Source organism: Roseateles sp. (genome assembly GCF_039929605.1).
GTDB lineage: Bacteria > Pseudomonadota > Gammaproteobacteria > Burkholderiales > Burkholderiaceae_C > Pelomonas.
In genome coordinates this window covers 1-23,032 of record NZ_JBDSQX010000209.1, presented here as the reverse complement: position 1 = coordinate 23,032, position 23,032 = coordinate 1, and the positions used below count along the sequence as shown (strand labels likewise).

Here is a 23,032-nt window from a genome sequence, read left to right as displayed (position 1 = left end):
AAGCGACCCGCCATGCAAGCCCACGACCTGCCGCCCGATACGCCCTTCGCTTCCGGCTCCCCCCGTTTTGCCCCCCCCGCTGCCGATGCGCTGGCTGCCTGGCGGCAGGCCCATGCCGCGCGCGGCGCCGCCTGTGCGGCAGACGTGGGCGGGGAATTCGCCGTCGCGCTCGACTTGGCCGGCGGCGGCAGCTACCTCGCCGTGGACCGCTTCGCCGTCCATAGCCTGTGCTACGCCGTCCACGACGGCCGCCTGCACTACGCGACCCGCGCTGACGTGCTCGCCCGCCGGCTCGGCATCAGGGAGATCGAAACCCAGGCGGTCTTCGACTATCTCTTCCATCACTGCATCCCATCGCCGCGCACGATCTACGCTGGCATCTACCGCCTGCCGGCCGCGCACTACGCGCTGTTTGAGAACGGACGACTGACGGTCGCGCCCTACTGGGTGGCTCACTTCGACGAGATCGCCCAGCCGGACTTCGATGCGCTGCGCGACGAATTCCGCAGCATCCTGCGCAGCGCGGTGAGAGAGCGGCTCACCGGCGATGGCAAGACCGCGTGCTTCCTCAGTGGCGGCACCGACAGTTCCACCGTGTGCGGCCTGCTGCGAGAGGCCACCGACCGGCCACCAGCCAGCTATTCCATCGGCTTTGATTCCGAGGGCTACGACGAGATGGCGTACGCCCGCATCGCTGCCAAGGCTTACGGCGCCGACCATCACGAGTACTACGTGACGCCGGCCGACCTCGTGAAGTCCATCCCCGACGTCGCGGCCCATTACGACCAGCCTTTCGGCAACTCCTCGGCCGTCCCGGCCTTCTACTGCGCCAGCAAGGCGCGCGCGGACGGCTATACGCGCGTGCTGGCCGGGGACGGCGGCGACGAACTGTTCGGCGGCAACACCCGGTATGCCAAGGAACTCGTCTTCCACCTTTACAGCCAGGTGCCGGCGGCGTTGCGTGCCGGTGTGCTGGACCCGCTCTTCATGAATCCGGTGATGGGCAGCATCCCGCTGGTCAAGAAGGGCACCAGCTACATCCGCCAGGCCCGCGTGCCAATGCCGGACCGCATGCAGACCTACAACCTGCTGGACCGCCTGGGCCTCGAGGATGTGCTGACGCCCGCCTTCCTCGCCGCAGTGGACACGGGCAGCCCCCGGCGACATCAGCGCGAGACCTGGGCTGCCGGCCCGCAGGACGCCGGCCTATTGAACCAGATGCTGGCCTTCGACTGGCGCTACACGCTGGCTGAGAACGACCTGCCGAAGGTCGTTGGCACCACGGCCCTGGCAGGCATCGATGTGAGCTTCCCGCTGCTGGATACGCGGCTGCTGGAGTTCTCGATGAAGCTGCCCGCCCGCTACAAGCTCAAAGGCATGAAGCTGCGCTGGTTCTTCAAGGAAGCGCTGCGAGGCTTCCTGCCGGACGAGATCCTGACCAAGAAGAAACACGGCTTCGGCCTGCCCTTCGGCCCCTGGGCCGTGAAGGATGCCGCGCTGAACGCGCTCGCCGCCGAATCCCTGCGCAGCGTGGCCGCTCGCGGCATCGTGCGCACCGAGTTTGTTGACAGCCTGCTCACACACCGGCTGAAGGAACACGCCGGCTATTACGGCGAAATGGTCTGGATCTTGATGATGCTGGAGCAGTGGCTGCGCCAGCATGCGCCTGACTGGCGGTTGTAGCCGCAATCCGGGATTCGGATGCGCCGGCCGCCCGGCGCCAAGCGTCATGCAGACGCCAGACCCCAAAACCAACTTGGCAAGCCAGCGGCAGTCCGGCCGCTGGCTTTTCCATCCAGGTCAGAAGACGATAGCTCGCCTGTCACTAGTTCGGGATGGCGTAGTAGCAAGACTTCAGCTTATTCGGCGCGGGGTCGGCACCAAAGAACTGATTCGTGCAAGCCACGTTGCCCGACAGGTTGCGCTTCACGGCGAACAACCCGGCGGCACCATAGGACACGTCGGCCACCGTGCCGGCAGGCAGCGCGCAGGTGCCGTTCTCGGCAGCGCACAGGACCACGTTGGAGCCGGTGGTGATCGAGATTGCCACGGGCGCGCTGGTCGTCAGCGCACCAAGGTTGTCCGTGGCTCGGGCGGTGAAGTCGTGCGAGCCCAGCGTTGCCGTCCAGGACAGGCTGTAGGGCGCCGCGGTGGTCACGCCCAGCGAGGTCGCGCCATCGAAAAACTCGACCTTGGCAATGCTGCCGTCGCTGTCTGAGGCCGTGGCCGACAGGGTCACCGCAGCGCCAGCACTGTAGGTGCCACTCGCGGTAGGCGACGTCAGCGCCACCGTGGGGGCCACATTGTTTCCCTGAATGATCTGCGTGTAATAGCAAGCCTTGAGCTTGCCGACGGCAGGGTCCAGGCCGAAATACTGACTCGTGCAGGGGAAGCTACCCGTGACATTGCGCTTGACGACGAACTGACCATTGGCACCGTAGGCCACGTCGGCCAACATACCTGAGGGCAGCGTACAGGTCGAGCCTTCGGCGGCACACAAGATACCGCTGGAACCTGTCGTGATGGAGATTGCAACCGATGCGCTGATGGTCTGCGCACCCAGATTGTCAGTGGCTCGCGCGGTAAAGACGTGAGAACCCATCGTTGCATTCCACGACACGCCGTAAGGCGCGACGGTGGCGACACCCAACGAGGTCGTGCCGTCGAAGAACTCGACACTGGTGACGCTGCCGTCGTTGTCGGAAGCCGTGGCCGAAAGGACCACGGCAGAGCCGGCACTGTAGCTACCGCTGGCCGTGGGCGACGTCAGCGCCACCATGGGCGCCGTGTTGTTGCCCTGGTTGACCGGCGTGTAGTAGCAGGACTTGAGCTTGCCGAACGCCGGGTCGCCGCCGAAGTAATAGCTATTGCAAGGGACGCTGCCGGTCAGGTTGCGCTTCACCAGGAACAAGCCGTTGGCTCCGTAGGACACGTCAGCCACCATACCCGACGGCAGCGCGCAGGTCGCGCCTTCCACGGCGCACAGGATGACGTTACCGCCAGTGCTGATCGAGATCGCAACCGGTGCGCTGGTCGTCTGTGCACCGAGGTTGTCCGTGACTTGCGCCGTGAAGTTGTGGGAGCCGAGCGTCGCCGTCCAGGACACCGAGTAGGGCACAGAGGTCGCCACACCCAAGGAGGTCGTGCCGTCGAAGAACTCGACCTTTGCAACGGTGCCGTCGCTGTCGGCTGCAGTGGCTGACAGGTTGATCGCGGAGCCGGCGCTGTAGCTGCCGCTTGCCGTGGGCGACGTGAGCGCCACCGTCGGGGCGACATTGTTGCCCTGGTTGAGCGGCGTGTAGTAGCAGGACTTGAGCTTGCCAACTGCGGGGTCCGCACCAAAGTACTGGCTGCTGCACGGGAAGCTGCCCGTGAGATTGCGTTTGATGGCGAACATGCCGCCGGCACCATACGAAACGTCAGCCACCAAGCCGGGCGGCAGCGCGCAGGTCGCATTCTCGACGGCACACAAGACCACGTTGGAGCCCGCAGTGATCGAGATGGCGACCGCTGCGCTCGTCGCCTGTCCACCGAGGTTGTCGGTCGCTTGCGCGGTGATGTTGTGAGCGCCCAGCGTTGCCGTCCAGGACAGGCTGTACGGCGCAACGGTGGACACACCCAGCGAGGTCGTGCCGTCGAAGAATTCGACCTTGGCAATGCTGCCGTCGCTGTCTGCAGCCGTGGCCGACAGCGTGACGGCCGAGCCGGCGCTGTAGTTGCCGCTCGCCGTGGGCGACGTCAGCGCCACTGTGGGAGCCGCGTTGCTGCTCTGGATCGTGATGACGTAGTAGCAGGCCTTGACCTTGCCGGGTGCCGGATCGCCGCCGAAATATGCGCTGGTGCAGGGCACCGCGCCCGTGAGATTGCGCTTGACCGCGAATTGCGCGTTGCCGTAATAGACGTCCGCCGTGGCGCCCGCTGGCAGCACGCAATTGGACCCTTCCGACACGCAGAATGTGGTCACCCCAATCCACACCGTGAAGGCAGTGGACGTCGTCTGCTTGCCTTCGTTATCAGTGGCGCGCGCGATCAGGTTGTGCGGCCCCGGTGCCGGCGTCCACTCCAGTTCATACGGTGCAGCGGCGACGCTGCCCAGCACAGTGGTGCCATCGAGGAATTCAACCTTCGACACGCTCCCGTCGGGATCCGACGCTGCAGCCGTCAGCGTGATCGTGGCATTGGTCGCGAAGACACCGCTGCTGGTGGGCCATGTCAACTGGACGATGGGCGCCTGGTTGCTCACCGGAACGACGGCGTACAAGCAGATCTTGGGTTGCGAGGGAGCGGGATCACCACCGAACACCGTGCTGGAGCAGAGCAGGCTCCCACTGACGGCACGCTTGACCGAATAGGAGCCGTTTGCGCCAAAGTAGACGTCCACGATTGCGCCTGCAGGGAAGGAGCAGGTGCCGCCCTCGGCCGCGCATGACAAGAGGGGCGCTCCGTCATAGGACACCGCGATGGTCACCGACGAACTGAAGCCCTGCGCGCCGCGGTTGTCGGTGGCGACCACCGTCAAGCGGTGCAGCCCCGGCGTCGCCGTCCAATTGATTGCGTAAGGCGCCACGGTCGCAGCACCGAGCGACGTTAGACCGTCAAAAAATTCGACCTTGGCGATGCTGCCGTCCACATCAACGGCCTGGGCCGCCAGAGTGACCTGGCTGCCGACGACCAAGGAAGCGCCGTTCGCTGGCGAGGCCAAGCTGACAGTCGGAAGTTGATTGTTGGGCTGCCCGCCGGGCAGCACCGGCGGCTTGTAAAGCCAGACGCCTGCGTCACCGATCTGACTGTTGTACTCGTCCAGCGCCACATAGGCGCCAAGCTGCTTGACGTATTTCCACTTGCCAAAGACGCCGGTTACGAATTTCCCGGTGGGTTGAGCCAGCGTCACGCTCTTGACGGTCGTGGCATGCCACTGCTTGCGCAAGTTGCCGGATTCATCGACCTCGGCGCGGAACACGTAGACGGTGCCACCATCGGTACCGTCCCAGGCCACATATTGGTCAAGGATCTCGTCGTAGTCCAGGCCGGCACCCAGGGCCAGAGACAAGGGGGACCCATCTTCCTTGACCAGGTCGACGCCGATTTCGAGCGCGACTGAAGTTGACGATGCGCCGGTCAGCTTCCAGATCAGCAGGTCATTCGGGTACTCCGGATGACCTATTGTCCGCACGAACAGGTTGCGTGCCGTATCGATCGTGCCTGCGCCCTCATGGGCCACCACGCTAGTGGTTCGTCCAATCCATTCGGTTTGGTCCATCTCCCCATTTGCAACATTGCCGACGGCGTAACGGAACAGCGACGGCAAGCCGGACTGACCGCCGTCAGATGTGACGTAGACAACGTCCTTGCCGTTCTCCGTGCGGTAGGCGGTCGTGCCATTGATGTGCGAGGCCAGCACCCCCCCGGACTGGAACAGGCGTCGATCCGACCACATCATGCCGCCGGCAACCGACGGATCAAAGCCCGAGCCGCCAGAGCCGCCGACCTTGCCTGCATCAGCAAGATTCGGATTCCACATCCATGGACCGGTACGAGTGATCGCGCCATCGATAGGCGCCCTGAAGATCCCGCCATACGGGTGCGTTGCCCCGCCGAAGGTCATGAATCTGTCGTTGATCGGCAGGAAATTATTGTTGTCGTAGGTATGTGCGGACTGGGGTGCGGAGTTGTCCACCACCATGTAGTCCGGCTGGAAAACTGCGCTCGGCAAGGACCCACGCGTCCACACCCCAGTCGAGCCGTTCCACACGTACATCTCATTGCCGATGTAGTTGTAGTGCCCCCCGCCGAAAAGCAGCAGATTGCCGCGCCGTGAGTCCCAAGTAAACGAACTCCACGCCCGGACGACAGCCCCAGAATCGGACAGGCCAGAGGAAGGAACCGCCGAAGAGCCGACCGGGAAAGCCGAAATGAAGGAACTGGTGTTTGCCTGTACCCAAGAGCCGGGACTGACAGAATCAACCAGTGTCTTCAGGCGCTGAAGGTCCTGAGCGCAAGCCGGCTGCGAAAGCGTGGCCAGCGCGACAGTGGCGCCACAGGCGACCCACTGCAATGGCTTGAAAAATAGGCTGGACTTCGTCATTGGATGCTCCCCGTCCCGAGGCAACAGCACTGCGGGATATCTTTTGTATTTTGCGGCCAACGTCCCGTTTTTGGGGGACGAGTCGCTACTCACATGGGCGTCACGAGCCCCTCATTCAGATGGGTAGCGTGCGGCCTCACGCAAGATGCAAGGTGCTGATGCGCCGATGCGCCGTCGCTCAGGTCTGCCAGAAATTCCGCAGCATCCGAAGCCCGAAGCTATTACGACCCCGATCCCAAGGCGTGAAGCGTGGAATCTCGAAGGGGCTGCTGCGGCCACGCCGAGCCGCTCCCCACGCCGTGCTCACGGCCGACTCGAAGCCCAGTTCGCGCACAAGACGGGGGTCGCGTTCAGGCAGATAGTCGACCGCCGGTTTGCCATTCGGATAGGCGAACATCGTGACCCGCTCGCCAAGGATCTGCTCCAGCCTCGCCTTGCCGCGTGCCATTTCGTCAGCGGCCTCGTTGGCGGACAAACTCGCCAGGATGGGATGCGAGCAGGTATGCGCGCCAATCTGCATACCTGAACTGCGCAAGGCACGCACCTGCGCAGCGCTCATCATCAGGTCGGTGGGCAGCTTGGCCTCGGCGCGCGCGGCAATGGCGTCGACCAAGGTCTGGCGCGGACCGGGCGGCAAATATTTGCACAGCGGGATCAGAGAGTGCAGCGCTGCGCGTCGCTCGTCATTCGTGGCCACAGCGTGCCGCCCCAGGTCGCGCTCCTGACGCCCGTCGTGCCCTAGCAGGCCACGCAGATCGAGACTGGAAAGTGGGCTGCATCGCACGGCTTCGATAAGGCTGTCGTTCCACATCCGTCCGCCGTCGAGAAAATCCGTGGCGATGAAGAAACTGCACGGCAGGCCATGACGCAGCAACAGCGGCAGCGCCTCATCATGGTTGTCTGCATAGCCATCATCAAAGCTCAAGGCTGCGGCGCGGCGCGGCAAGCTGCCGGCCTCCAGCCCTCGTATCGCCTCATCCAGCGGCAGCACATTGAACCAGTCCTTGAGCCAGCCCAGCGTCTCGTCGAACCGTGCAACGTCCATCTCGCCAGGGAACAACGGATCCGGCTCACGCAGCACGCGGTGAAAGATGAGTACCGATAGGCGCGCGTGCGCACCACCGGGCGAAAACAGACTGAACAAAGGGGCCATCGTCATCACTGCGTCACGGCAGCGCCTGAGGGCGCGGCTTCTTCCTAAACCAATTGCGCAACCAAGCAGGCAGCGCAATGACCGGTTCTGGCTTTTCCTTCAGCCATTCCTTGCGATCCAGCCAGCGGCGCCCGAGCACAGCCAGGATCATCAGGTTGTAGGGCAGGTCCCAGTAGGACAGGCTCAGGAAGGCGCCGCCAACGGCATAGCCTGCCAGGCAGACTTGCAGCATGCCCCCCAGTTCCGAGAGCCACTTCGTCTCAGGCTGGCGCGCGCCCTGCCGCCGCAGGGAACCGGCGGTAAACCAGGTCATGGTGAACAGGGTCACGAACAGAATGAGGCCGACGAAACCCTGCTCGCCCAACACCATGAAGTAGATGCTGTGGGCGGCATGCACGTCCAGGGGATCGGGGGCATAGATGGCGAAGGTTTGCGGGACCCAGATCATGAAGCCGCCACCGAAGAAGTTCGCCTTTGCCAGATTCCACGCCATCCACCAGGCATTGATCCGCCCCAACGCCGAGTCGTCCTGCTGGTAGGTCTTGATGGTGTTCATGCGTTCCCACCATTCGGCCGGCATCAGCGACAGCAGTGCGCCGGCTACGACGACCATGCCGACTGCGGTGACGAACTTGTTCTTGCCGCGCCACCACATGACCAGTGTCATGGCTGCGATGGCCAGCAACGCCCCGCGCGAATGGCTGCCCAGGGCCGCAGACGCCATCAGCACCATGCACATCGTCAGCAGCAACTTGCCCCACTTGGCCTGCATCTGCAACTGCAGGAAGCGCATCAGCGGGATCACCATGACGACGGCAAGCGCTACCTCGTTGTTGCCTTCGATGTAGGTGTTCTCCGGACCCCAGACGCGGTAGCTGCCGCCGGTGGCGATCGTGAACGCTCCACCCTTGATGCCGTAGAAGCCGATCGAAATGACAAGCACCCAGGCCAGCAGCATCACGTGGCGCTTGCTGTGCAAGAGCACCAGCGCCAGCAGGATCATCACGTCGATCTTCATCACGCGCTTCCACAGTTCGAAGCTGTCGTCGTAGACCATCGAGAACGGCAGCGTGATGGAAATCCACATCATGAACAGGATCAGCACGACGCCCTCGCGGCTTTGCGAGTAGTCGCGCCGACCCCTGGTCACCAGCACGCCCAGCAGCGTCGCGCCGCCAATGGCCGCTGCAAACGGCATCGTACGCAGCGCCCAGGACAGCTGGTGCGGGTTCATGATGCTCACCCAGGTCCAGCCGAGGATGCCAATCCAGGGGCGGCGAAAGGCCTCGAAGATGATCCAGAGCAGGATTGCAAGCAGGGCGATGTCACGCATGGCGGGCACTCCCCGTCATGTCGGCGAACAGCGCCAGTTGCCCGTCTGTCGTTGCCTGCCAGCCGAACCCCAGCGCATGGGCGCGCACGGCGTCCCGCGAAGGGGGCGACTGCCACAACGACTGGACAGCTTCTGCCAGGCCGGCCGCCGAACGGTCTTCGACGACGCGGCCGGTTTGCGGGGTTTTGACGATCTCGGGGACGCCGCCGACAGCAGTGGCCACGACGGGCGTACCGCAGGCCATGCTTTCCAGCACCACGTTGGGCCAACCCTCGCGCTCGGAGGCCAGCAGCAGCACATCGGACGCCGCATACCAGGCCGCCAGCTCGGCCTGAGGCAAGGCGCCGAGAAAACGAACCTGGTCGCCCAGACCCAGGCGGTCGCGCAGCGCCTCGAGCTCAGCACGCAGGGGTCCGGCACCGATGATGCACAGCCGTGCGTCCAGCCCGCGAGAGCGCAGCAGGCCGAGGGCCTCCATGACGAGGTGATGGCCTTTCAAGGGCACCAGATTGCCGACCGACAGCATCAGGGGGCTACCGGCCACGCCGAGGCTCTCGCGCAGCGCGGCACGGTCGGGGGCGGCGTTGAAGCGCTCGACATCGACGCCGTTGCGCAGCATGACCTGGCGGGGGCTGACCACGCCGAAGGAACGCATGCGCTCAACCAGGGCCTGACTGACGCCGACGGACGCCGCAGCGCCCCTCGCTGCCCAAGACATCCACCGTCGCGGCAACGCATGCTGGCCGATCAGGTTGATGTCGCTGCCGCGCGCCGTTACGGCCAGCGGCTTGCCGAACCACCGGGCCAGCAGCGCGGCCGCGACGCCGTCCGGGTAGTAGTAATGCGCGTCGATGACATCAAAGTCGAAGCCCTCCGCGATGAGCTGCCTCACGGCCGCTCGCGCACCCAGAGCGAGCGTCAGCGGCGCCGATGTCATGCCGATCTTGGGCAGCAGCAGGTAGCGCGGGTGCAGCACGTCCAGGCCGTTGCGCTGCTCACGAGCAGGGGTCGCCGCAAATCTTGCGTAGTCGCCCCAACGCGGATGGGTCGAAGGAAACCAGGGCACGGGCGCGATGACGCGCGACTCCACCCGCCCGCTCTTCATCAGCTCGCGCAGCCGCGTCTCGACGAAGATGCCGTGGCCCGGCCTCACGCTGCTAGGGAACAGCGTCGAGAAGGTCAGCACCTTCAGCGTCTTCACGCCACGGCCTCCGCCGCTTCGACGAGGATGCGCCCGAACACATCCGCCGCGACCCGGTGGCCAAAGCGGTCTTCCACCAACGCCCGGGCGGCGCGCGACAGCTTCAGGCGCAGCGCACCATCGGCGAAGAGATCGAGCGTTGCGTTGGCCAGCGCCTCGGCGCCATCGGCGCGCAGAAAGTGGGTGCCATGGTCCACATCCAACCCCTCGATGCCGATCGTGGTCGACACGACCGGCAGGCCCATGGCCATCGCCTCGAAGGCCTTGATGCGGGTGCCGCCGCCGACGCGCAGCGGGATGACGAAGGCCTGGGCGTCGCGCGCGTGGTCGCGCACATCGTCGACAAAGCCCGTGAAGTTCACGCCTGGCACATTGCGCTGCACCAGAGACGCGGGCGGGTTCTTGCCGACGACCCGCAGTTGCGCGTTCGGCACCTGGGCACGCACGCGCGGCCAGACGTCATCGATGTAGAAGCGGATGCCGTCGACATTGGCCTCCCAGTCCATGGAGCCGGTGAAGACGACCGTCGGGCTGCCGCCAGCCGGCGCTTGCCAGGAGAAGAAATCGAGGTCGACGCCCGTCGGGATGGCGCGTGCCGTCGTCAGGCCATCGGCGGCGAATTTCTTGGCGTCGCGTTCGGACACGGCGACAACGCGCGTGAAGCGGGCGAGCGCGTCGCGTTCGAAGCGGCGCATCTTGGCCGCCTGCGAGCCCCATAGCCAGCGCAGCGGCGCGCTCGCGGCCGTCTTGGCGTGGCGTTCGAAGATCTCGGTCTCGACGTTGTGCGTGAAGCAGACTGTCGCGCCCTTCAGGTTGGCGGGGCGCAGCACGGCGGCGTGCACGAAGTCGAAAACGACAACGTCAAAGCGTTCGGCAGCCAGTAGCCTCTCCACCGCCTCGACGGCGGCAGGCGTGCGATCGGCCGCCACATTTACGGGCAACGACGACAGCAGGTCGGGCGCTCGCCGCCAGCGCGGGCGCGCAGCGCTCGGCGCCCAGCCGACGAAGCGATCGCATTGCCGGTCCAGTTCGCCCTGCCATTCGCGCTGCTGCTCAGGCGTGGCCGGAGACAGCAACGTGATGTCGAACTGCCCGCTCTCCTTCAGGCCGCGCAGGATGTTGCCCGTGCGGATCTTGCCGCCGGCATCGGCCGGAAACAGGAAGACTGGCGAGATGAACGCGACCCGGAGTTTCACCAGCAGATGCCTTCGTACTGCGCAAATCCCGCGTCACGCAAATCGGCATAACCGTTCAAGTCCACGACACGCGCGTGCTTGGCGAGCGCCACGATGCGCTGGCGAGTTTCGGCGTCCGCGTGGCCGACGACGACGATCTCGGCGCGGGCCAGAGCCGCGTCAGGCGTCTCGTGCAGCAGCTTGTCGAGGTGGGGGATCTCGCGATCGATGTATTCCTTGTTCTTGCCGAGCAGCCGGGCGATCTTGACGAACTTGTCGTAGATGGCGAGCTCAAAGCCCTTGCCGAGCAGCTTCTCGGCCAGCACGACCAGCGGCGAATCGCGCAGGTCGTCGGTGCCGGGTTTGAAAGCCAGGCCGAACAGCGCCACGGGCTTGCGGCCGGCGGCGGCGATCAGCTCGTAGGCGCGGCCGATGTGAGCGTCGTTGCTGTCCAGCAGCGCGCCCAGCACGGGGATGTCGACGCCACGCTCACGGGCGATGGTCAGGAAACCCTTGACCTCCTTGGGCAGGCAGGAGCCGCCGAAGGCAAAGCCCGGGCGCAGATAGGCCTTGGAGATGTTGAGCTGCGTATCGCGGCAGAACAGCTCCAGCACGTCGCGCGAGTCCAGGCCGGTTTCCTTCAGCACGGCGCCGGCTTCATTGGCGAAGACGATCTTCAACGCGTGGAAGACGTTGCACAGGTACTTCACCGACTCGGCCACACCCACATCGGCCGCGACGAAGTTGCCTGGCACGCCGGCGTAGAGGCGCTTCATGACTTCGACACCGGCGTCATCCAGGCTGCCGACGATGGTCTGCGGCGGGCTGTGGAAGTCCGACACCGACGAGCCTTCGCGCAGAAACTCGGGGTTGAAAACCAGCGAGAGGCGGTCGCCGATCTTGCGGCCGGCAGCCTTCTCCAGCAGCGGCGCGATGCGTTCGCGCGTCGTGCCAGGTGCGACCGTACTGCGGATGACCAGGGTGTGCTGGCTGTCCTTCTTGGCGATCTCAGCGCCGATCTGGCCAACGACCGCGTCCAGCGCGGTCAGGTCGGGCATGAAGTTAGGCAGCGACGGCGTGGCGACCGAGATCAGCGAGATCTCGGTGTCGCGAACCGCAGCGGCGACGTCGCGCGTGGCGGTCAGCTTGCCCGCCTTGACGGCCGCGCCGATCAGCTCCTCGATGCCATCCTCCACCACCGGCGACTGGCCCGACGCGATCAGCTCGACCTTGAGCGGGTTGATGTCCACACCGATGACTTCATGGCCGAGTTCAGGCAGGCAGGCGCATGACACCGCGCCCACATAACCGAGACCGAAAACGGAAACCTTCATTGATCTTGTCCTCTTGAAATCAGGCGGCAGCCTGTGCAGGCGACTGGGCCAGGCCGGCATTGCGCAGGAAGGCGTCGAACATCAGCAGCGCCCACAGCGGTTGGGCATGGTCGAGCGTGCCGCGCTCGTGTTGGTCCAGCAAACGAGCAATCGTGGCCGGGTTGAACCAGCCCGTCTGGGCCAGCGCGCCATGCTGCAAGGCCTGGCGCGTGGCCTGGCGCAGCGGGCCGCGCAGCCAGCGCGCCAGCGGCACGGCAAAACCCATCTTGGGCCGGTACAGCACGTCGTTCGGCAGCATCGGCTCCAGTGCCTTCTTGAAGATGTACTTGCCCTCCTGGCCGCGAAGTTTCAGCGCGGACGGCAGCGTCGCCACCCACTCGACGAGCTTGTGGTCCATCAGCGGCTCGCGCACTTCCAGGCTGTGGGCCATGCTGGCGCGGTCAACCTTGGTGTTGATGTCGCCGGGCAGGTAGGTGTGGATGTCCAGGTACTGGATCAGCGCCAGCGGGTCATCGGTGCCCGCACGCCGCGCGTGATGGTGGAAGACCTCGCTGGCATGCCAGCCTTGCAGCTCGCGCTTGAAGCGGTCACTGAAGAGCTCGTTGCGCATCGGGTCGCGCACCAGGCCCATGGTGTTGAAGTAGGCATCGACCGAGTTCCGGGCGATGGCCTGGAAGGTGGTCTTGGCGCGGAAGACGCGGGGCGCCCAGTCGGCCTTGGGGTAGAGCTTGGCCAGCGGGCCGAACACGCCTTTGCGCAGCGCCAGCGGAAAGGCGCTGCGCATGCGCTCTTCCATCATGTGCATCTTGTAGCGGCGGTAGCCACCCAGGCTCTCGTCGCCGCCGTCACCGCTCAGCGCCACGGTCACGTGCTTGCGGGCGAGCTCGCAGACGCGGTAGGTCGGGATGGCCGACGAGTCGGCATAGGGTTCGTCGTAGAGGTGGGCGAGCAGATCGACAAGGCCGAAGTCGTCGCTGTTGACGGTCTCGACGCGATGGTTGGTGCGATAGCGGTCGGCCACCATCTGCGCGAACTCGGTCTCGTTGAACTTGGGGTCATCGAAACCGATGGAGCAGGTGTTGACGGGCTGGTCGTCCAGCTCGGCCATTGCCGCGACGACGGCGCTGGAGTCGACGCCGCCCGACAGGAAGGCACCCAGAGGCACCTCGGCCTTCATGCGCAGCTTGACGGACTCGCTCAAACGGCGGCGCAGTTCCTCGGCGGCCTCTTCCTCACCGATCTTGGCGTCCAGCGTGAACTTGACGTCCCAGTAGCGCTGCGGCTCGCCCAGCGGCTGGCCGCGCTTGACGAGCAGACGGTGGCCGGGCGCGAGCTTCTGCGCGTGGCGGTAGATCGTCCAGGGGTCGGGCACATAGCCCAGCGCGAAATAGGCCTCGACGGCGCGCGGGTCCATCTCCTGGCGCAGGCCGCCGTGGGCCATGAGGCTCTTCAGTTCGGAGCCGAACAGCAGCCAGCCGTCCTCGGTCATCGCGTAGTGCAGCGGCTTCACGCCCAGGCGGTCGCGCGCCATGAAGAGGCAGTCGCGCTTGCGGTCGTGGATCATGAAGGCGAACATGCCGCGCAGGTGGTGCACGCAGTCGTCGCCCCAGTGCTCCCAGGCGCGCACGATGGCTTCGGAGTCGCTCTTGGTGCGGAACACGTAGCCGTGGCCGCGCAGCTCGTCCATCAGCTCCAGGTAGTTGTAGACCTCGCCGTTGAAGACGAGCGCCACCGACTTGTCGTCATTGAAGATGGGCTGCTGGCCGGTCGCGATGTCGATGACCGACAGGCGCCGGTGGCCGAAACCCACGCCGGGCTCGATGTGCAGGTCGCCTTCGTCAGGGCCGCGGTGATGCTGGGACTCGTTCATCCGCTGCAGGCGCTCGCGCTCGGGGAGGCGCTGGCCGCGAGTGTCGAAGAGTCCGGTGATGCCGCACATGGGTTGATATCTGGTTTGAGGGAAGGCCGCGCCGGTGCGGCGCAGGCAAAAGTGGATTCTTACCGAGCTTGGCGGCACCGGCCGCTGCATATGCGGCCGGCACGTGATCTCGCACACATCTCCACCCCCCTGTCCGGGGGAACCCCGGCCGCGGTGGGTTTCAGGCCCCGGGTCGCTCGGCGATGAGGGCGATGTCATCGCCGCTGCCGACCCAGGGGCCCACGACCGCCATCGGCACGAAGGCGGCGCAATAGACCGCCCATTTGGCTGAACGCAGCCATTGCCGTGGCGTGCCGAACGAATAGCCCAGCGGGATGCGCTGGTGCACCGTCGTGCGCGGGCTCAGGCCGGCCCTGGACGCGAGCGCCGATAGCGTCTTGACGGAGAACTGGAACAGGTGCCCGGGCGGCTCCGGATGCCCCCAGAAGCCCACCAGCCCGGCCACTGCCAGCGACGCCTTGGGATAGAGGCCATCCACGTTCGGGGTCTTCAGAACCATCAGCCCGCCTGGCGCAAGCAGTTGCGCTGCGACGCTCAAGGTGTGCACCGGGTTCGGCACATGCTCGATCACGTCCCAGAACGTAATGACGTCGAACGATCCCGGCTCGAACATGCCCGGCTCCAGCGCACCGGTCACGACGTCCTGGCCGTAGACCTCGCGCGCGACGCGGGAGGAGTCCACGGAGTACTCGACACCCCGCGCCTGCCACCCCGCCTGCCGGGCGGCGGACAGGAACAGGCCGGTCGAGCAGCCAACGTCCAGCAGCCGACCCGGGCGCGCATGCTGTTGCAGCAAGGCCAGGTTGCGAGCCGCCTCGTCGTGATGGAAGGCGGTGGAGATGGGGTCCTCGACCAGTTCCTTCTGGTAGCCGCTCTCAAAGGAGTAGAGCTTCTGCAGTTCGTCGCCGGAGGGCGGGTTGCCCACGTAGACCAGTTCGCAGCCTGGGCAGCGCAACAGATCGAACCCTGACTTGGAGAACAGCGGTTGTGCAGGCGATGCCGTGCCGCAGAGATTGCAGGTATGAGAGGTCATCAATGTTGTTCCCGGGCGTCGTACACATTCGCATAGGCGGCGAGCATTCCATCCATGCTGAACCCTTCCAGCGCCGCCTGGCGGGCGGCGCGCCCCCAGGCGTGTCGCCGATCGGGATGTTGCAGCAAGTCCTGCAGGGCGGCCGCGAGCGCGGCGTCGTCGCGGGGCGGCAGCAGGCGGCCGGTCACGCCGTCCTGCACCAGCTCGACATTGCCGCCCACCGCGGTTGCCACCACCGGCAGCCCGCAGGCCATGGCTTCGAGCACGGTGTTGCTGATGCCCTCCGCCAGCGAGGTCAGCGAGAAGACGTCGAACTGCGGCAGCAACTGGGCGACGTCGCTGCGATCGCCAGGCAGCCAGGCCTGTTCGGCCGCGCCGCCTTGGGCCAGCCGCTCGCGTGCCGCCTCCAGCAGCGGGCCGCCGCCGATCATGACCAGGCGCAGCTGCGGCGCCTCGGCCGGGCAGAGTCGACGCAGGCGCAAGAAGGCCTCGACGAGATTGAGCGGGTCCTTGACGGCCTGCATGCGGCCGACGCTGCCGATGACGAAGTGCTCACCGCGGCGGTAGGGCCAAGCTTGTGGCGCGGCGGGCGCCGGCGTGAAGCGCTGCGTGTCCACGCCGTTGCAGATGCGCAGCACGCGCTCGCGTGCAAAGCCCACGGGTCCGGTCAGGTAGGCCTCGATGGCCTTGGACAGGGCGATGAAACGGTGCACGCCCATGCCATAGAAGCGCCGCAGACGCTGATTGCGACGGCTGACGCCGCCGAGGTCGTCGACGTCCCAGCCATGCTCACTGTGCACGCGCCAGGGCACACCGGCAGCCCAAGCAGGCAGCTGGAATTCCATCGCGCCGAGGTTGCGGGTGTGAACGACGGCCGGCCGCATTTGTCGCAGCAGCCGATAGACCGTCGGGTAGAGCCAGATCCCTTGACCGGGCGGCTTGTTCAGCGCGATGAACTGCGTGCCTGGCGCCTCGACTCGCTCCTTGAAGGCGGTGATCTCGGTCACGGCGACCACGGCATGCCGGAAAGCCGGCAGGTGGTTGATGAGGTTGACGACACCGTTCTCCAACCCGCCGGTGTCGAAGCGGTGCAGCAGGTGCACGACCAGCGGCCGCGCATCGGTCACGCCATCAGGGATCACAGACGCCAGAGGCGGAAGCCCGCACCGACCAGCGCCTTGGCGTCAAACGCCGCCTTCACGTCGATGAACGCACCGCCCTTGGTGAGCTTCTTGCCGATGTCCTCGACGCTCAGCGCGGCGTACTCCTTGTGCGACACGGCAGCCACGATGGCGTCGGCGCGCGGCAGCTCGTCGAAGGGCATCAGGCGCACGCCGTACTCGTGCATCGCCTCCTCAGCCTCGGCCTGGGCGTCGGTCACGAAGATCTCGACGCCATAGGTCTTGAGCTCGTTGATGATGTCGATGACCTTGGAGTTGCGCAGGTCGCCGCAGTTCTCCTTGAAGGTCAGGCCCAGCACGTTGATGCGCGCGCCCTTGACCGGGCTGCCGCTGGCAATCATCTGCTTGATGGTCTGCTCGGCGATGAACTTGCCCATGCCGTCGTTGATGCGCCGACCCGCCAGGATGACCTGCGGGTGGTAGCCCAGCATGTCGGCCTTGTGCGTCAGGTAGTAGGGGTCGACGCCGATGCAGTGGCCGCCGACCAGGCCCGGCTTGAACTTGAGGAAATTCCACTTCGTGCCGGCGGCTTCCAGCACCTCGGAGGTGTCGATGCCGAGCTTGTCGAAGATGATGGACAGCTCGTTCATCAACGCGATGTTGAGGTCGCGCTGGGTGTTCTCGATGACCTTGGCGGCCTCGGCGGCCTTGATGCTGGACGCACGGTGCACACCCGGCTCGACGATCATTTCGTAGACCTGGGCGACCTTGGCGAGCGTCTCGGGCGTGTCGCCAGAGACGATCTTCAGAATCTTGGTCAGCGTGTGTTCCTTGTCACCCGGGTTGATGCGTTCGGGGCTGTAGCCGACGAAGAAGTCTTGCTTCCACTTCAGGCCCGACTCACGCTCCAGCACGGGGATGCAGACCTCCTCGGTGGCGCCCGGGTAGACGGTGCTCTCGTAGACGACGATGGCGCCCTGCTTCATGTTGCGGCCGACGCTGATGCTCGAGCCGATCAGCGGGCGGAAGTCGGGGATGTGGGCTTCGTCGACCGGCGTGGGCACGGCGACGATGATGACGTCGGCCTCGGCCAGCAGCGCCGGGTCATCGGTGTAGACGGCGTACTTGGCGGCCTGGACTTCCTCATCCGTCAATTCACGGCTCGGGTCGGTGCCGCGCTGGCAGGCTTCGACCTTGTGCTTGGCGATGTCAAAGCCGATGGTGCGGATCTGCTTACCGAACTCCACCACCAAGGGCAGGCCCACGTAACCGAGGCCGATGACTGCGAGCGTGTTCATAGATCGTTTCTCGTTGCTTTGATTTTTGAAGGCGCGTGATTGTCACTGCCGGCGCGCGGCGTCGCGGTCGCGGACCCCACGCAAAGCGGTGTCCAGCGTGGACCAATGCGCACGCAGGAAATCCCGCAGACGCGCATCGTCGGTATCGACGCCAGCCTTTTCGGTGTACACCAGCACGGCGGCTGCGTCGTCCCCCTGCCCCAGCAGGCGCTGCAAGGCGCCGTAGAGCTTGGCCTGCCAATCGCTGACGAAAAGCCGGCCGTTGATCCAGTAGAGCTGCCAGACACGAAGTCGCGGCGCCTGGCTACCGTCGCCCGAGATCTGGCTGAGCGCCTGGCCGCGCAATTCGCCGATGCGCCAGGCCTGCGGGCCGCTCGGCGTGTCGAGCACTGCACCACCTGCGCTCACCTGCGACCATTGCTTGTTGTTCTCGTCGTCGATGAAGCGATTGACCGAGGTGACAAGCTGCCTGCCTTGCCGCTGGTCACGGTAATAGCCGATGTAGAGGCCGATGGCGGGCCCGCCCGCTTCAGGCTCGTAGCGGCCGTGAAGGACGCTGGCCGGGTTCTGGAAGTGCGGGCGCCACGTCGTCATCGGCTCGTCGCGCCAGTTCCAGCCCGGCACGGTTGGTGCAACAAGTACTGGCTCGCCGGTCGCCACGGCATGTTGGACCTGGGACTGCAGAACCAGCGGCAACGCCAGCAGTGCAACAGCCGCGACCAGCGCGCCGGACCAACGCGCGGGCGAGCCGGGTTGGGGCGAGGCTCCAGCGGGAGCCGCTTCTCTTTCAGGATCCGGCTCCGACCATCGCGCGCCGATCATGAACATGGCCAGCATGATGATGCCGAAGAAGACCCAGCCGTAGATAAGGTGGTCCACCCCGACAGCCAGCGTGTTGCCGGACAAATGGCCCAGCATGACGATCATGTAGGCGCGCAGCCAGTTCGCAACCAGCGGCGTGACGATCGCGACGCCGACAAAGACCCAGCGCTTGCGATAGGAGCGGTAGTTCAGGTACGCGAACAGCGTGCCGACCATGACAGACGCCATCAGGTAGCGGATGCCGCTGCAGGCCTGCACGACCGACCAGGCGCCCGTCGGGATGATGAACTGCGTTCCTTCTCGGAACACCGGGATGCCGGTGGCACGCACCGCGACGACAGTGAAGTCTGCCGTGCGATCGATCAGCCACGGTGTCATGAAGTCGCCGAAAGGCACGGCGAAGAACAGGAAACCGAGCGGGAAGGCGATGCGGCGCGCGACCTCGGTGCCCAGAAGCACCGGCACCATCAGCACGAACATGCCCACCAGCGCGAACTGGGTCGCAGCATTGGCCGCCGCCAGATCGCCCAGCAGCCACAGCAGGCCCAGCGGCAACAGCAGCCACAGCCAGCGCAGCGCCGGCCGGGGAGTCAGCACGGCGAGATCGGCACGCAGGCGCCAGACCAGCCAAGCCGAAATAGGCGGCACCACCCAGGCATGGGCGAAGGTCTCGGAGCGATTCCAGATGCCCACCATCGCCGCGCCGGTGTCGTAGTACAGCGCCGCGAGCAGTGCCCACCCCAAGGCTAGGCAGAGCAGCGGCAGCCGCCAGGGCCGGGGTAGGTTCAGCAAGCAGCCTCCAGGTGCCGGTCCAAGCCGGTCAAATGAGCGCCCCAGCTGTAGGCGCCAACGACGAAATCGCGCGCACTGCGGCCGGCGGCGTCGGCGGCAGCGCGGTCAGCCAGCAGCGCGGCAAGGCGCTGCAGATAGCCCGCGACGTCATCGGCCGGCTGCAGACCAGGCTGCACATCGGCCGTGATGGCGCGCGCGCAGCTGGCGGCGGCAACGACCGGCCGGGCCATGGCCATGGCCTCCAGCACCTTGTTCTGGAGGCCGCGCGCCAGCCGCAGCGGCGCAACGACGGCGGCCGCATGCTGCAGATAAGGCCGCACATCGGGCACCGTGCCCGTCACGTTGACGGCCTCGCCCGCCAGTGCCTGCACGGCTGGCGCCGGACTGCGTCCGACGATGTGAAAGCGCAAGCTCGGGAAGCGCTCGCGCAGCGTTGGCAGCATGTCGCTGACGAACCAGCTCACCGCGTCGACATTGGGCCAGTAGTCCATAGCGCCGGTGAAGACGAGAGGCAGTTCGTCGGCCGCGAAAGGGCTGGCGCGGGCCGGGTCGGGCGCGAAGAATTCAGCGTCGACGCCATTGCCCAGGGCCGCGAGATTCAGGGCTTGGCCCGGGCTGAGTTCGCGGAAGAGCGCGACCTCGTTCTCGGTCACGAAGAAACTGCACGCCGCCTCTCGCGCCACGCGCTGCTCGAAGCCCAGCAGCTTGGCAAACTCGCGCCGGTAGAGCCACGACATCGGCCAGGCGTGCTCGGGCGCGTAGTCCCGCCACTTGGCGGAGTCGACGTCGACAAAGTCCACCAGTGTCTTCACGCCGTTCAGGCCCTGCGTGTATTGCGCCATCACGCCGCTGAAGACGACAACGGCATCGAAGCCGACGCGGGCGGCGGTCTCGTTCACCCAGGCCTGCAGGGCGGCATCTCGGTAATAGGGCAAGCTGAGCGCCTCGCCACTTAGCAGGCCGCGCAGGCTGAGCAGCTTGGCCGTGCGCGGGTTCAGGCCCGATGCGTGCAGGCTGGTGCACAGCTCGCGCACGCGCGGCAGATGCTGCTCGTCATCGGGGTCGTCGATGAAGGTGCCGAGATGGACCTCGTGCCGCGCTGCCAGGTGCTTGAGCAGGTGGTAGGAGCGCACCTTGTCGCCCTTATTGGGCGGGTAAGGCAGGCGGTGGACGAGGTAGAGGATCTTCATGACCCAACCTTCATCCAAGGTTCTTGACGATGAAAGGCCCAAGCCAGTTGGCGACGCCGATGGGCAGCTTTCGCCAAGTCTTGATCATCAGCTGGTACTTGGGGTTGTTCGGGTTGTTCTGGGGGATCGCGTCGCGCTTGAAGAGGCGGTACTCGTAGCTCAGCGGCTGCGGCTCGAAGCCCCAGTTCTTCTTGAACGCATAGGGCCCTGTGCCCTGTTTGCTGCGCCCGTAGTCGAAGACCTTGAGGCCACGTGCGCAGGCGCGGCGCATGAGCTCCCAGTACTTGAAATCATTCGCGGCGAGGTCGCGCGCCGCGACATCGTCGCCCGCGTAATAGGGCAGCACCTCGTCACGGAAATAGAAGCTCAGCACGGACGAAAGCGGCTGGCCATCAGGCGCGGTGACGGTCAACACCTCGGCGTCGGCGCCGAACTCCTCCTGCAGCGCCTGGAAGTATTTCTTCGGCATGGCAGGTGTGCCGTGGCGGTGCACGTTGTCGGCGTAGAGGTCGAAGAAGCGGTCGACGTTGGCGTCAATGTCGGCCTTCAACTCGTTCTTGATGCCCTTGCGTACCATGGCCCGCTGCTTGCGCGGGATGGCCAGCATGTTGGCCTCTTCGTCAGCCAGGATCTCCTTGCGGAAGGTCACGTAGAGGTCCTGGCGCGGCCAGTCGGCGTGTCGCGTGGGGCCGAGGTTGCGGTACTCGAGATGCTCGGCGCCCTGCCCTCTGGCGATGTTCTCCGCTTCGGCTTCCAGCGCTGCGCCTGCCTCGTCGTTCAACGCGGCGACACCGCCGTAGACGGCGAACGGCAGGCTGGTCACCGAATGGCCGAAGAGCCGGCTCTTGACCTCGGCCAGTGGCAGCACGCCCTCGATGACGCCATCACGTTCGGCGTAGAGGAAGAAGCCCTTGTGGCCGAAGCTGCGCTCGATGACGCGCAGCCAGCCGCTGCGGTGGAAGAAGGTGGCCTGGGGATGCGCCAGCACGAAGGCGTCCCAGCGCGCAGACACAGCCGAGTCCTGCGCGGCCAGGCGCGCAATGCGAAGAGGTGTGCTCATTCAGGCGGCGCTCAGCGACGGCGCCTGGGCGCGCGGGCTGGCCTCGCGGCCGAGAAAGATTTCGTCCATCCGGCCCCAGCGGAAATCTTCCAGCAGACGCGCAATGCGGCCATGGGTGCGCGGAATGTTCACGTAGTGCCGAAAGCGCGTCTTGGCGTCGATGCCGGGCACGCGTGGCTGATCGCTGTCGATCTCCCAGGGGTGGAAGTAGAAGACGGCCGATTCGCCGTCGACCTCGTTGACGCGGCGAATCATCCAGCGCGACAGCGCATAGGGCAGCAGCCGGAAATAGCCACCGCCGCTGCTGGGCAGGTTGCGCGAACCCAGGCGCAGCGTCGTCACCGGGATCTCCAGCAGGCCTTCGCGGACTGGGTAGGCGAAGCGCGGCGAATCGGGCATGCCGTAGTGGTCGTGAGCGATGGGGTAGACGCTGCTGGAGTAGCGGTAGCCGGCGTCGCGCAGCACGTCGAAAGCCCACAGGTTGCTCTTGCCGATGGAGAAGCTCGGCGCGCGATAGCCGACGACGGGCACGCCGCCTAGGTCTTCGAGCAGCTTCTTGGCGCTGGCAATGTCTTCGAGGAAGGCGGCCGGGCTTAGGTCACTGGCCCGCTCGTGGCCATAGCCGTGGCTGGCCAGTTCGTGACCACCGGCAACGATCGCTTTCACGAGTTGCGGGTAGCGATCGGCGATCCAGCCGAGCGTGAAGAAGGTGGCGTGGACCTGCTTGTCGGCCAGCAGCGCGAGGATGCTGGCTATGTTGCGTTCGACGCGGCATTCCAGCCCGTTCCAGTCCTCGCGGCGGATGTAGGGGGCGAACGCAGAGACCTGAAAGTAGTCCTCCACGTCGATGCTCATCGCATTGCGCAGCGCGGGGGTTTTGGTGGGCATCAGCATGTCAGTTGTCCCCGGCGCTGGGCATAAAAACGCGGACCGGCGCAGGGCCGCCCCAAGCCGGCACGCAGGCGATGTGCTTGGGGCTCAATGCCACAAGCATCGTCGTCCCCACGGGGGCTGAGGCCGGACACATTTCGCCCAATGGGCGCAATGTGCCTGCCGAAGGGCTGCGGCGCAAGCCGCAGCGCGGTCTGCAAGACCGACCGGGCTGGCCCGCGTCCAGCGGAGCAAGAGTGGGCGAGGGGCAGTTCATTTAATGCTGCTTGACGGCGTCGACCAGCTTCTGCAGCAAGGCAAGCGTCTGCAGGTTGATGCGCTCCAGCCGCATCATGCTGCGCTCCAGGCGCTGCAGGCGGTCGGTGTGATGGTCGGCGTTGAGCGCGGCTATCTCGTTGGACAGGCCATCGACCTCAGCGACGCTCAGCCGCAGTCGCGACACATCCAGCGCGCCGGGCGCACTGTCCAGCGCACCGGGTCGGCTGTCGGGCAGCCTGGCCGGCACGCTGTCGAGGGGGCTGACATCGCTCTGGCGCGGGATCTCGCTTTCCTGGGCGATGTCGCGCAGCACCTCCTTCACGTCGGCAAGCGTCAGGTGCGTGCGC

The 23,032-nt window shown here is 65.8% G+C and carries 15 protein-coding genes and 1 pseudogene; 1 reads left to right on the top strand and 15 read right to left on the bottom strand.

The window, feature by feature from the left end; all coding sequences use genetic code 11:
- The first annotated feature begins 12 nt into the window (after window positions 1-12).
- Window positions 13-1,683: an asparagine synthase C-terminal domain-containing protein gene (locus ABIS05_RS28110; protein ID WP_348010294.1), complete on the top strand. Its 1,671-nt coding sequence runs from the start codon at window positions 13-15 to the stop codon at window positions 1,681-1,683.
- A 142-nt stretch (window positions 1,684-1,825) separates the two neighbouring features.
- Here ABIS05_RS28110 and ABIS05_RS28105 read toward each other — a convergent pair whose 3' ends face one another.
- The 15 genes and pseudogenes from ABIS05_RS28105 to ABIS05_RS28035 all read right to left on the bottom strand — a co-directional run.
- Window positions 1,826-6,085, bottom strand: a complete 4,260-nt coding sequence (locus tag ABIS05_RS28105; RefSeq protein WP_348010293.1) for an Ig-like domain-containing protein — start codon at window positions 6,083-6,085, stop codon at window positions 1,826-1,828.
- A gap of 178 nt (window positions 6,086-6,263) precedes the next feature.
- A complete protein-coding gene (locus tag ABIS05_RS28100) occupies window positions 6,264-7,238 on the bottom strand; it encodes a polysaccharide deacetylase family protein (protein ID WP_348010292.1) in 975 nt (324 codons plus the stop codon).
- Window positions 7,239-7,251: 13 nt separating this feature from the next.
- Window positions 7,252-8,571 carry a putative O-glycosylation ligase, exosortase A system-associated gene (locus tag ABIS05_RS28095; RefSeq protein WP_348010291.1) on the bottom strand — a complete coding sequence of 440 codons (1,320 nt, stop codon included), beginning with the start codon at window positions 8,569-8,571 and terminating at the stop codon, window positions 7,252-7,254.
- The gene (locus ABIS05_RS28090) at window positions 8,564-9,772 is read right to left on the bottom strand and encodes a glycosyltransferase family 4 protein (protein ID WP_348010290.1); all 1,209 of its coding nucleotides are present in this window, start codon (window positions 9,770-9,772) and stop codon (window positions 8,564-8,566) included. Before ABIS05_RS28090 ends, ABIS05_RS28095 begins: the two co-directional genes overlap by 8 nt.
- Window positions 9,769-10,968 carry a glycosyltransferase family 4 protein gene (locus ABIS05_RS28085; RefSeq protein ID WP_348010289.1) on the bottom strand — a complete coding sequence of 400 codons (1,200 nt, stop codon included), beginning with the start codon at window positions 10,966-10,968 and terminating at the stop codon, window positions 9,769-9,771. Before ABIS05_RS28085 ends, ABIS05_RS28090 begins: the two co-directional genes overlap by 4 nt.
- On the bottom strand, window positions 10,965-12,281 hold the full coding sequence (locus ABIS05_RS28080) for a nucleotide sugar dehydrogenase (protein ID WP_348010288.1): 1,317 nt from the start codon (window positions 12,279-12,281) through the stop codon (window positions 10,965-10,967). The genes ABIS05_RS28085 and ABIS05_RS28080 overlap by 4 nt, the downstream gene beginning before the upstream one ends.
- A gap of 19 nt (window positions 12,282-12,300) precedes the next feature.
- Complete coding sequence (locus ABIS05_RS28075; protein ID WP_348010287.1) at window positions 12,301-14,220, bottom strand: XrtA/PEP-CTERM system amidotransferase; 1,920 nt, start codon at window positions 14,218-14,220, stop codon at window positions 12,301-12,303.
- A 160-nt stretch (window positions 14,221-14,380) separates the two neighbouring features.
- Complete coding sequence (locus ABIS05_RS28070) at window positions 14,381-15,253, bottom strand: class I SAM-dependent methyltransferase (RefSeq protein WP_348010286.1); 873 nt, start codon at window positions 15,251-15,253, stop codon at window positions 14,381-14,383.
- The gene (locus tag ABIS05_RS28065; RefSeq protein WP_348063383.1) at window positions 15,253-16,380 is read right to left on the bottom strand and encodes a TIGR03088 family PEP-CTERM/XrtA system glycosyltransferase; all 1,128 of its coding nucleotides are present in this window, start codon (window positions 16,378-16,380) and stop codon (window positions 15,253-15,255) included. Before ABIS05_RS28065 ends, ABIS05_RS28070 begins: the two co-directional genes overlap by 1 nt.
- Window positions 16,381-16,391: 11 nt before the next feature.
- Window positions 16,392-17,672, bottom strand: a complete 1,281-nt coding sequence (locus tag ABIS05_RS28060) for a nucleotide sugar dehydrogenase (protein WP_348010284.1) — start codon at window positions 17,670-17,672, stop codon at window positions 16,392-16,394.
- A 42-nt stretch (window positions 17,673-17,714) separates the two neighbouring features.
- Window positions 17,715-19,286, bottom strand: coding sequence for an exosortase A (gene xrtA / locus ABIS05_RS28055; protein ID WP_348010283.1), 1,572 nt, complete (start codon window positions 19,284-19,286; stop codon window positions 17,715-17,717).
- Window positions 19,280-20,476, bottom strand: coding sequence for a TIGR03087 family PEP-CTERM/XrtA system glycosyltransferase (locus ABIS05_RS28050; RefSeq protein ID WP_348010282.1), 1,197 nt, complete (start codon window positions 20,474-20,476; stop codon window positions 19,280-19,282). Before ABIS05_RS28050 ends, xrtA begins: the two co-directional genes overlap by 7 nt.
- Window positions 20,477-20,486: 10 nt before the next feature.
- Entirely contained in the window at window positions 20,487-21,536 is a 1,050-nt protein-coding gene (locus tag ABIS05_RS28045; protein ID WP_348010281.1) for a FemAB family XrtA/PEP-CTERM system-associated protein, read from the bottom strand.
- Complete coding sequence (locus ABIS05_RS28040) at window positions 21,537-22,430, bottom strand: XrtA system polysaccharide deacetylase (RefSeq protein ID WP_407074843.1); 894 nt, start codon at window positions 22,428-22,430, stop codon at window positions 21,537-21,539.
- Window positions 22,431-22,683: 253 nt separating this feature from the next.
- A pseudogene (locus ABIS05_RS28035) lies at window positions 22,684-23,032 on the bottom strand (ATPase); the annotation flags it as partial.